This is a genomic window from Pseudomonas sp. SDO5532_S415 (assembly GCF_054071155.1).
In genome coordinates, this window is sequence record NZ_JBSVWS010000189.1 from 1 (window position 1) to 10,296 (window position 10,296).

The following is a 10,296-nucleotide window of genomic DNA, read 5'->3' on the forward strand; positions in this document are numbered from 1 at the left end:
TTTGCGGCGTTCACAAACTCCCTGTGGGAGCGAGCCTGCTCGCGAAGCTTTTAACTAGCGCCGCGCGTGGTACAGGCTCACATGGCGAAACTCTTCGGGCTCACACAGATCCGGCAAGGTCATGGCTTCGAGCATTTCGATACGCCGATACAACGGATGCCGGAAATCCCGCACCCGCGAATCCGCCACCAGGGCTTCTCGCCCGCGACTGAGAAACTCATCGAGTAGCGGCAGATTCGCCCGGTCGTACAACACATCCGCCACCAGGATCAGATCAAAGCGATCGGCCTCGGCGAAGAAATCCGTCGAGTAAGTGAGCTGTACGTCATTGAGCTGGGCATTCGCCCGACAGGCCGCAATCGCCAGTGGATCGAGGTCGCAGGCCACCACTTCCAGCGCCCCGGCCTTCACCGCGGCAATTCCCGCCACGCCGGAGCCGGCACCAAAATCCAGCACCCGTTTGCCTTTGACCCATTCGGGGAATTGCGCGAGGTAGCGAGCCACGGCCAGGCCGCTGGCCCAGCAGAAACTCCAGTAGGGCGGCTCATGCAGAATGCGTCGGGTCTCTTCCGGACTGAAGGCGCGGTCCATGTTGTCGCCGTCGATCAGCCACAGCTTCAGTTCGGTTTCCGGCAAGTCACAGGCGACCAGGCGTGCATCGCCAAGCAGTTCACCCAATGCCTGTTGCAGGTCAAGCGGTGCATTCATGGTGCTTTGACGAATTGCAGTTGGCCCAGCACCTGGGTGGTGGGTTGCGTGATCCGTTGCGACGGCAGGTGCAGGATCAATTGCCCGGACTGACTGGCGCGGCCCCGCAGTTCAACCCGTGCACCGACCGGAAAGGCATCCGGGTTGAAGCGCAGGTGAAACGGCAGCACCTGGTTGGTGCCGATCAGGCTTGAACTGGCGAGCAATTGTTGCGGGCGGTCTTTTTCGTCGATGACCAGCAACGCCAGTTCGACTTCGGCGCCGGCTGGTACACCTTGCAAGGTGCCGCTCAATTCGCGCTGATACGCTGGCAGCGGGCCGAGCGGGACCGATTCCCTGGCTTTCTTCTGTGCCTGTTCCGGCGCGGGGCCGGGTGTCGGCGGCTGGGGCTTGGGCGCATCGCTGCTGCAGGCCACCAACAGGCTGAAAAGACTGAGTAAAACGAGCGGTCTCAGGGACATTTGTGGCTCCAGCAGGTGTAGTCCATATATAACCAGTCTGTATACCGCAAACCCTATGGCTTGTCTTGCCACGGGGATGCGCTACCATGGCCCTCCCTTTTTTTGTTGCCTGCCACCATGCACTGTCCCTTCTGCGGTGCCAACGACACCAAGGTCATCGACTCGCGTCTGGTCGCCGAGGGCGAACAGGTGCGCCGCCGGCGTGAATGCCTGGCCTGCGGCGAACGTTTCACGACGTTCGAAACCGCTGAACTGGTGTTGCCGCGCCTGATCAAAACCGACGGCAGTCGCCAGCCGTTCGACGAAGAAAAACTCCGCGCCGGCATGCAGCGTGCGCTGGAGAAGCGCCCGGTGAGTGTCGAGCGCCTCGAATCGTCGCTGGTGCACATCAAACACAAACTGCGCGCCACCGGCGAGCGCGAGGTCAAATCCCTCGTGGTCGGTGAGCTGGTGATGGCCGAGCTGCAAAAACTCGACGAAGTCGCCTATATCCGCTTCGCTTCGGTGTATCGCCGTTTCCAGGACCTCAACGAGTTCCGCGAAGAGATCGATCGCCTGGCCCGTGAACCGGTGAAAGAATGACCACGTCCGCCGAACAGGCCATCCTCGACGCCCACTACATGGCCCGCGCGCTGGAGCTGGCGCGCAAAGGTCATTACACGACGCACCCCAACCCGCGGGTCGGCTGCGTGGTCGTGCGCGACGGGCAAATCGTCGGCGAAGGCTGGCACGAGCGCGCCGGCGAACCCCACGCCGAAGTCCATGCGTTGCGCGCCGCCGGTGAACGGGCCCGGGGCGCTACGGCTTACGTGACCCTCGAGCCTTGCAGCCACCACGGTCGCACGCCGCCTTGCGCCGATGCCCTGGTGAATGCCGGGGTAGCGCGGGTCGTGGCAGCGATGCAGGACCCGAACCCGGAAGTCGCCGGTCGTGGCCTGCTACGCCTGGAGCAGGCCGGCATCGCCACTGAAAGCGGTGTGCTGGAAGGCGAGGCGCGCAAGCTCAATCCGGGTTTTCTCAAGCGCATGGAGCACGGCTTGCCGTTCGTACGGGTCAAGCTGGCCATGAGCCTGGACGGTCGCACGGCGATGGAAAGTGGCGAGAGCCAATGGATTACCGGCCCGGCGGCGCGTTCCGCGGTTCAGCGCTTGCGCGCCCAGGCCAGCGTGGTGCTGACCGGCGCCGATACGGTGCTGGCGGACAATGCCCGTTTGACGGTGCGCGCCGATGAGCTGGGGCTGGATGCCGGACAAACCGCACTGGCCATGAGCCGACCGCCGCTGCGGGTACTGGTCGACGGTCGCCTGCGCGTGCCGCTGGATGCGCCGTTCTTCAAGGCCGGCCCGGCGTTGGTCGCCACCTGCGTGGCGGTGGAAGAGCAATACGCCAACGGCCCGGAATGCCTGATCGTGCCCGGCTACGATGGTCAGGTCGATCTGCGCCAGTTGCTGGTCGAGCTTGCCCAACGTGGCGTCAACGAGGTGTTGGTCGAGGCCGGTCCACGGCTGGCCGGTGCTTTCGCTCAACTCGGTTTGGTGGATGAGTTCCAGATTTTCATTGCCGGCAAGTTTTTGGGCTCTTCGGCACGGCCGCTGCTGGATTGGCCGCTCGCGCAAATGAAGGATGCACCCGAGCTTAAAATCACCGAAATTCGCGCGGTGGGCGATGACTGGCGAGTCACCGCCATTCCTTCGCCAGCGGCGAGCGTATAATTCCCGGCCATCGCTATAGCGCTGGCTCTGTTCTCGAGGAGAACCCCATGTTCACCGGCATCATCGAATCCATCGGCAGTATTCGTGCATTGACCCCAAAAGGCGGAGATGTGCGGGTCCATGTAGAAACCGGCAAGCTCGACTTGAGCGACGTCAAACTGGGCGACAGCATCGCGGTCAACGGCGTGTGCCTGACGGCAGTTGAATTGCCGGGCAACGGCTTCGCGGCGGACGTCAGTCGCGAAACCCTCGACTGCACCGCCATGAACGACCTGAAAAGCGGCAGCCCGGTCAACCTGGAAAAAGCCCTGACCCCGACTACACGCCTGGGTGGGCATCTGGTCAGCGGCCACGTCGATGGCGTGGGTGAAGTGGTTGCCCGTACCGAAAACGCGCGCGCCGTGGAATTCCGCATCCGCGCGCCCAAAGAACTGGCCAAGTACATCGCCCATAAAGGTTCGATCACCGTCGACGGCACCAGCCTGACCGTGAACGCGGTCGATGGCGCCGAGTTCCTGCTGACCATCATTCCGCACACCCTGAGCGAAACCATCATGGCGTCCTACCAGCCAGGTCGCCGGGTCAATCTGGAAGTCGACTTGCTGGCCCGCTACCTGGAGCGCCTGTTGCTGGGCGACAAGGCCGCAGAGCCAACTGCCGGCAGCACCATTACTGAAAGCTTTCTGGCCGCCAACGGCTATCTCAAATCCTGAAGCTCAAATTTCGAAAAAAAGGGGGTGCCTTGTGGCGCTCAATAGCATCGAAGAACTGGTTGAAGACATCCGCCAAGGCAAGATGGTCATCCTCATGGATGACGAAGACCGCGAGAACGAAGGCGACCTGATCATGGCCGCCGAGTGCTGCCAGGCCGAACACATCAATTTCATGGCCAAGCACGCCCGCGGCCTGATCTGCATGCCGATGAGCCGCGAACGCTGCGAATTGCTCAAGCTGCCGCTGATGGCGCCACGCAACGGTTCCGGTTTCGGCACCAAGTTCACCGTGTCCATCGAAGCGGCCACCGGTGTGACCACCGGCATTTCCGCCGCCGACCGTGCGCGCACCGTGCAAGCGGCCGCTGCCCGTGATGCCAAGGCTGAAGACATCGTCAGTCCGGGCCACATCTTCCCGCTGATGGCCCAGGCCGGCGGCACCCTGGCCCGTGCCGGCCACACCGAAGCGGCCTGCGACCTGGCGCGCATGGCCGGTTTCGAGCCGAGCGGCGTGATCTGCGAAGTGATGAACGACGACGGCACCATGTCCCGTCGCGCCGAACTGGAAGCTTTCGCCGCCGAACACAACATCAAGATCGGCACCATCGCCGACCTGATTCACTACCGGATGATCCACGAACGTACCGTTCAGCGGATTGCCGAGCAGCCGCTGGACAGCGAACTGGGCCAATTCAACCTGGTGACCTATCGTGATTCCGTGGAAGGCGACGTGCACATGGCCCTGACCCTGGGCAATGTCTGCGCCGAAGAACCGACCCTGGTGCGCGTGCACAACATGGACCCGTTGCGCGACCTGCTGATGGTCAAGCAGCCGGGCCGCTGGAGCCTGCGCGCCGCCATGGCCGCGGTGGCCGAGGCCGGCAGCGGTGTGGTGTTGTTGCTCGGTCACCCGCTTGATGGCGATGTGCTGCTGGCGCATATCCGCGAAACCGCCGATCACGCCGTGGCGAAAAAACCGACCACCTACAGCATTGTCGGTGCCGGTTCGCAGATCCTGCGTGACCTTGGCGTGCGCAAAATGCGCCTGATGTCGGCGCCGATGAAATTTAATGCGATATCCGGTTTCGATCTGGAAGTTGTAGAATACGTGCCCTCCGAATAATGACCGGGGATTTCGTATTGCTGGCGTAGATCCATTGTGGCGAGGGGATTTATCCCCGTTGGACTGCGAAGCAGTCCCAAAATAGGGGCCGCTGTGCGGCCCAACGGGGATGAATCCCCTCGCCACTGGGGTGTAATCAACCGGCAATGCGGTTTTTCCGGACATGTATTCGTGGCTAATATCACTGAGGGGCGCGTAGAAGACGCGTCCCGGCTCTTTAAGAGATCTATCGAATGACCCTGAAGACCATCGAAGGTACCTTCATCGCCCCTAAAGGCCGCTACGCTCTGGTAGTGGGCCGTTTCAACAGCTTCGTCGTTGAAAGCCTGGTCAGCGGTGCAGTTGATGCCCTGGTTCGCCATGGCGTGAGCGAAAGCGACATCACCATCATCCGTGCGCCTGGCGCCTTCGAAATCCCGCTGGTTGCGCAGAAAGTCGCTCAGAAGGGCGAGTTCGCGGCAATCATCGCCCTGGGCGCGGTCATTCGTGGCGGTACTCCGCATTTCGAATACGTGGCGGGCGAATGCACCAAGGGCCTGGCCCAGGTGTCCATGGAGTTCGGCGTTCCGGTCGCTTTCGGCGTCCTGACCGTTGATTCCATCGAGCAAGCCATCGAACGTTCCGGCACCAAGGCCGGTAACAAAGGTGCCGAAGCTGCCTTGTCCGCTCTGGAAATGGTCAGCCTGCTGGCGCAGTTGGAGGCCAAGTGATTAGCGACGAAAGCGATCGTTTCAACCCGCGCGATCCAAAGCCTGCGGATGCCGGCAAGCCATCGAAAAGCGCCAAGCGTCGCGAAGCCCGTCAGCTCGCGACCCAGGCACTGTACCAATGGCACATGGCCAAGCAGTCGCTGAACGAGATCGAAGCGCAGTTCCGGGTCGATAACGATTTCACCGATGTCGATGGCGCGTACTTCCGCGAAATCCTGCACGGGGTTCCGCAGTTCAAGACCGAGATCGACACCGCCCTCAAGCCTTGCCTGGACTTGACCATCGAAGAGCTCGACCCGGTTGAACTGGCGGTTTTGCGCCTGTCCACCTGGGAACTGCTCAAGCGTGTCGACGTGCCTTACCGCGTTGTGATCAACGAAGGTATCGAACTGGCCAAGGTCTTCGGTTCCACCGATGGCCACAAGTTCGTCAACGGCGTGCTCGACAAGCTGGCTCCGCGTCTGCGTGAAGCTGAAGTGAAGGCGTTCAAGCGCTGATCGGCGCTTGTAACGTCGGCACAAAGCCATGGGCGAGTTTGAGCTGATCCGCAATTTCTTCGCCGCCGCGCCTTGTGCGCAGGGCGGCGAAGGCGTTGCCCTCGGCATTGGCGATGACTGCGCCTTGCTGGCTGTTCCCCCCGGGGAGCAGTTGGCGATTTCCACCGACACTCTCGTGGCCGGTGTGCATTTCGCAGATCCCTGCGATCCGTTTCTGCTCGGTCAGCGCTCGCTGGCTGTTGCGGTCAGCGACCTGGCCGCCATGGGCGCCACCCCCGTTGCCTTTACCCTTGCCTTGACCTTGCCGGCGGTGACCACCGATTGGCTGCAAGCCTATGCCCGTGGTTTGAACCTCATGGCGCAAAGCTGCGGCGTGGCGCTGGTGGGCGGCGACACCACCCGTGGGCCGCTGAGCCTGACCATGACCGTGTTCGGTCGGGTGCCGGGCGGGTTGGCCTTGACCCGCAGCGGCGCGCAAGCGGGCGACCTGCTGTGCGTGGGGGGCGAATTGGGCAATGCCGCCGGGGCATTGCCGCTGGTGCTGGGCCAGCGCAGCGCCGAGGCGGTCATCGCCGACCCGCTGCTGGCGCATTACTGGTCGCCGCAACCGCAGCTTGGATTGGGCATGGCACTGCGTGGCAAGGCGACTTCCGCGCTGGATATCTCCGATGGCCTGCTCGCCGATTGCGGGCACATCGCCCTGGCGTCGAACGTCGGTCTGCAGCTCGAACGCGAACGGTTGCCGCTGTCGGCGGCGCTGCTCGCTTTCCTTGGTCGATCAGGCGCGGAACGTGCCGCCCTCAGTGGCGGTGACGATTACGTACTGGCCTTCACTCTACCGTCCGTCGAATTGCCTGCCTTGCTGGCCGACGGCTGGCCGATCCATGTGATCGGGCGCGTGGTGAATGGTCAGGGCGTGATGCTGCTGGACGCCGATGGGCAAGACATCACCCCGCAAACCCGGGGTTATCAACATTTTCGGGAGACACCGTGACAGATCATCCCAAACAGGTCCCGGCGGAATTCGTACCGCCATCGGTCTGGCGCAATCCCTGGCATTTCCTGGCGTTCGGCTTCGGCTCGGGCACCCTGCCAAAGGCACCGGGCACCTGGGGGTCGTTGGTTGCGCTACCCTTTATCCCGTTATGGCAAATGTTGCCCGATTGGGGCTACTGGCTGATGTTGGGCATCACCATGCTGTTCGGCTTCTGGCTGTGCGGCAAGGTCGCCGATGATTTGCGGGTGCACGATCACGAAGGCATCGTCTGGGACGAGATGGTCGGAATGTGGATCACCCTGTGGCTGGTGCCGGAAGGCTGGCAGTGGCTGCTGGCGGGTTTTCTGATGTTCCGCTTCTTCGATATCCTCAAGCCGTGGCCGATTCACTGGATCGACCGGCATGTTCACGGCGGTGTCGGGATCATGCTCGATGATGTCCTGGCCGGGGTATTCGCATGGTTGGCGATGCAGGGGCTGGTATGGATTTTCGCCTGACCTGAGAGGTTATGAGGCGATTGGGAGAACTAAGGATGGCTCGACGCGGGTTGATGGTGCTGGTGTTCGCCTTGTTTTGCTCACTCGCCCACGCGGGGGAGGCCGCAACGACGCCGTCCGTGATTCACCTGGCCAGCGAAGAGTGGGAAGACTACACCGCCGCCGATGGCCACGGGCTTGGCTGGGACGTGCTGCGGCAGGTCTTTGAACCAGCGGGGGTCAAACTGGACATCCGCACCGAACCTTACCTGCGCTCCATGGGCCTGGCCCAACGCGGCGAAGTGGACGCCTGTGTCGGTTCCTACCGCGACGAGTCGGACGAACTGCTCTATCCGCAGTGGAATTTCGACACCGATCACATCTATGCCCTGGGGCTGGCCAGCAGCCCTGTGCCGACCCCGGAAACCCTGGGCAATTATCGACTGGCCTGGGTCCGCGGTTACGATTATCAGGACTACCTGCCCAACGTACGCCGCTACGATGAAGTGATCCGGCGCACAGGCATCGTCTCGATGCTGACCCACAACCGTGCTGATTTCTACATAGATGCGCTGACTGAGGTCGATTACGTCCTCAATCGGGCCAAGGATCCGTCCCAGTTCCGCCGCACCCATATCGCGGAGTTGCCGTTGTATCTGTGCTTTGCCAAGACGCCACAGGCTCGTACATTAATGGCCCTGTTCGACCAGCGTATGGAAGCGTTGGTAAAAAGCGGCGAACTGAAACCGATCTTCGAGCGCTGGAAGCAGCCTTATCCGTTTGATTAAACCTGTGGGAGCGAGCCTGCTCGCGAAAGCGATCTGTCAGTCACATTTTTCTCGCCTGACAGCCCGCTTGCGCGAGCAGGCTCGCTCCCACAAGGGAACGTGGCAGTCCGGATATCAAACTTTTTGATTGTTATGGCCGATAATTCAGCCTAAGCGTCTGTCGGAACCTGCTGTTACAATGCCGGCCTGCGAATCTTCAGACTTTTAGATCAGGAGCACACCGGTGCCTGTCGTTTTTGTCGCCGCTTCCAAGCTGCCAACGCCTTTTGCGCAATTCACCATGCACGGTTTTCTCGATGAAGCTACCGGGCGCGAGCACGTTGTGCTGAGCCTGGGTGAGATCGCCGACGGTGCTCCGGTACTCGGCCGGTTGCATTCCGAATGCCTGACTGGCGATGCCTTGTTCAGCCAGCGTTGCGACTGCGGCTCGCAACTTGAAGCAGCGCTGCAGGCCATCGCCCGTGAAGGCCGTGGCGTGCTGCTGTACCTGCGGCAGGAAGGCCGCGGCATTGGCTTGCTGAATAAAATCCGCGCCTACGAATTGCAGGATGGCGGTGCCGATACCGTTGAAGCCAACGAGCGCCTGGGCTTCGCGGCCGACCAGCGTGATTACGCCATGTGCCTGCCGATGCTGGAGCACCTGGGGGTGAAATCCCTGCGTCTGATGACCAACAACCCACGCAAGGTCAAAGCCCTGACCGACATGGGCATCGTGGTCGCCGAGCGCGTGCCGCTGCACACCGGCCATAACCCGCACAACAAACTCTACCTGGCGACCAAGGCCAGCAAACTCGACCACATGATGGGTAACGAGCATCAGGGCGAGGTAGACCGGGCGTGACCCGCGGTCAGGTGCGGCGGCGATTGTCCGTCAACTGGTGGCAATACTTTGCGCTGGCCTTGTTGCCGCTGTTGGTGATCAACGGCGTGTTCGGCCAGGGTGAGGCTATCTTGCCGGTGCTGACGATGCCGTTGTTCATCGCCGGTGTCGCTTCGATGTTTGTCAGCCTGAAGTTCTTTGGCAGCTACAAACACGCGTTGATCGCCACCCAGAAAGCCCTCGATACCCCGGATGAACCTGCTGCGTGGATCAGCCTGGCCGCCACGCGGCGCACGGCGTTCCTCGCCGCCAGCCTGCCGGCGTGGATCGCGGCATTGGCGGTATTTGTCGGTCTTGAAGCGGTGCCGCTGATGTTGTTGGCGCTGTCGACCACGGTGCTGTTCTACCTCTACCGTATTCCGCGTCAGCTGGGTTGATGCGTCCTGTCTGGCTGGCATTTCTGTTGCTGGCCGTCAGCGGTTCGTCGATGGCGGCCGAACGGGTGGTCAGTCTGGCGCCGTCGCTCTCGGAAATCGTTGTCGAACTGGGTTCCGCCGACCTGCTGGTGGGTGTGCTGGATGCCGGTGAGCGTCCCGCTGAACTCAAGAACCTGCCTTCCGTTGGCCGCTACGGCCAGTTGGACATGGAGCGGCTGCTCAGCCTGAAGCCCGATTTGCTGCTGCTCTGGCCCGGCAGCGTCGGCCCGGCGCAGCGCGAACAACTCAAGCGCTTGAACATCCCGACCTACGTCGCCGAACCGCACAGCCTTGAGCAGCTCACTGCACAGATCGAGGCAATAGCCACTCAGCTCGGGCGACCTGAGCGTGGAACTGCATGGGCCGCCGATCTGCGTCAGCGGCTCAAGGAACTGCGTCAGCGCTATCGGCGGGATCAACCATTGCGGGTGTTCTACCAGGTCTGGGATCGGCCGCTGTACACCGTGGGCGGCGGGCAGATCATCAGCGATGCGCTTGATGTCTGCGGTGTCCGGAACGTATTTGCCGACCTGACGCTGCCGGCACCGCAAGTCAGCGTCGAGGCGGTGTTGCAGCGCAATCCCGAGGTGATTCTGGCCGCTGATCAGGCTCAGCTGGATGCGTGGAAGGCGTGGCCACAGGTAGCGGCAGTGGTGAACGGGCAATTGTTGCGGGTGACCGATAAAGGCCTGGAGCGGCCCAGCGGGCAAATGGTCGAAGCGACGGCCAAACTTTGCCAATTGATCGCGCCCGAGCGCTGAGATCGAGGTGCTGCCTTCGCGAGCAGGCTCGCTCCCACATTGGAGCTGTGCCCC

The 10,296-nt window shown here is 62.1% G+C and carries 14 protein-coding genes; 12 read left to right on the plus strand and 2 right to left on the minus strand.

Going from position 1 to position 10,296, the window contains the following annotated elements:
- Nucleotides 1-54: 54 nt before the first annotated feature.
- Both ACW9HW_RS26155 and ACW9HW_RS26160 read right to left on the minus strand, forming a co-directional pair.
- Complete coding sequence (locus tag ACW9HW_RS26155) at nt 55-708, minus strand: class I SAM-dependent methyltransferase (RefSeq protein ID WP_095197196.1); 654 nt, start codon at nt 706-708, stop codon at nt 55-57.
- A complete protein-coding gene (locus ACW9HW_RS26160; protein WP_095197197.1) occupies nt 705-1,169 on the minus strand; it encodes a YbaY family lipoprotein in 465 nt (154 codons plus the stop codon). The genes ACW9HW_RS26155 and ACW9HW_RS26160 overlap by 4 nt, the downstream gene beginning before the upstream one ends.
- A 117-nt stretch (nt 1,170-1,286) precedes the next feature.
- Here ACW9HW_RS26160 and nrdR point away from each other — a divergent pair, with 117 nt between their 5' ends.
- The 12 genes from nrdR (at nt 1,287) to ACW9HW_RS26220 (ending at nt 10,242) form a co-directional block, all read left to right on the plus strand.
- On the plus strand, nt 1,287-1,751 hold the full coding sequence (gene nrdR, locus ACW9HW_RS26165) for a transcriptional regulator NrdR (RefSeq protein WP_003228656.1): 465 nt from the start codon (nt 1,287-1,289) through the stop codon (nt 1,749-1,751).
- Nucleotides 1,748-2,881 (plus strand): bifunctional diaminohydroxyphosphoribosylaminopyrimidine deaminase/5-amino-6-(5-phosphoribosylamino)uracil reductase RibD, encoded by a 1,134-nt coding sequence (gene ribD, locus ACW9HW_RS26170; RefSeq protein WP_457402177.1) that lies wholly within the window; start codon nt 1,748-1,750, stop codon nt 2,879-2,881. The genes nrdR and ribD overlap by 4 nt, the downstream gene beginning before the upstream one ends.
- 47 nt (nt 2,882-2,928) lie before the next feature.
- On the plus strand, nt 2,929-3,594 hold the full coding sequence (locus ACW9HW_RS26175; protein ID WP_008059524.1) for a riboflavin synthase: 666 nt from the start codon (nt 2,929-2,931) through the stop codon (nt 3,592-3,594).
- Between the two features lie 31 nt (nt 3,595-3,625).
- Nucleotides 3,626-4,717, plus strand: a complete 1,092-nt coding sequence (ribBA, locus tag ACW9HW_RS26180) for a bifunctional 3,4-dihydroxy-2-butanone-4-phosphate synthase/GTP cyclohydrolase II (protein WP_095197199.1) — start codon at nt 3,626-3,628, stop codon at nt 4,715-4,717.
- A gap of 233 nt (nt 4,718-4,950) precedes the next feature.
- Nucleotides 4,951-5,427: a 6,7-dimethyl-8-ribityllumazine synthase gene (gene ribH, locus ACW9HW_RS26185; RefSeq protein WP_003228649.1), complete on the plus strand. Its 477-nt coding sequence runs from the start codon at nt 4,951-4,953 to the stop codon at nt 5,425-5,427.
- Nucleotides 5,424-5,924: a transcription antitermination factor NusB gene (gene nusB, locus ACW9HW_RS26190; RefSeq protein WP_095197200.1), complete on the plus strand. Its 501-nt coding sequence runs from the start codon at nt 5,424-5,426 to the stop codon at nt 5,922-5,924. Before ribH ends, nusB begins: the two co-directional genes overlap by 4 nt.
- A gap of 28 nt (nt 5,925-5,952) precedes the next feature.
- A complete protein-coding gene (thiL, locus tag ACW9HW_RS26195) occupies nt 5,953-6,918 on the plus strand; it encodes a thiamine-phosphate kinase (protein ID WP_095197201.1) in 966 nt (321 codons plus the stop codon).
- A complete protein-coding gene (locus ACW9HW_RS26200) occupies nt 6,915-7,418 on the plus strand; it encodes a phosphatidylglycerophosphatase A family protein (RefSeq protein WP_095197202.1) in 504 nt (167 codons plus the stop codon). Before thiL ends, ACW9HW_RS26200 begins: the two co-directional genes overlap by 4 nt.
- 35 nt (nt 7,419-7,453) lie before the next feature.
- On the plus strand, nt 7,454-8,185 hold the full coding sequence (locus ACW9HW_RS26205; RefSeq protein WP_095197203.1) for a substrate-binding periplasmic protein: 732 nt from the start codon (nt 7,454-7,456) through the stop codon (nt 8,183-8,185).
- Nucleotides 8,186-8,408: 223 nt separating this feature from the next.
- Nucleotides 8,409-9,026 (plus strand): GTP cyclohydrolase II, encoded by a 618-nt coding sequence (ribA, locus tag ACW9HW_RS26210; protein ID WP_044465292.1) that lies wholly within the window; start codon nt 8,409-8,411, stop codon nt 9,024-9,026.
- The gene (locus tag ACW9HW_RS26215) at nt 9,023-9,442 is read left to right on the plus strand and encodes an MFS transporter (protein ID WP_095197204.1); all 420 of its coding nucleotides are present in this window, start codon (nt 9,023-9,025) and stop codon (nt 9,440-9,442) included. The genes ribA and ACW9HW_RS26215 overlap by 4 nt, the downstream gene beginning before the upstream one ends.
- Entirely contained in the window at nt 9,442-10,242 is an 801-nt protein-coding gene (locus ACW9HW_RS26220) for a cobalamin-binding protein (protein ID WP_457402181.1), read from the plus strand. The genes ACW9HW_RS26215 and ACW9HW_RS26220 overlap by 1 nt, the downstream gene beginning before the upstream one ends.
- Nucleotides 10,243-10,296 lie beyond the last annotated feature (54 nt).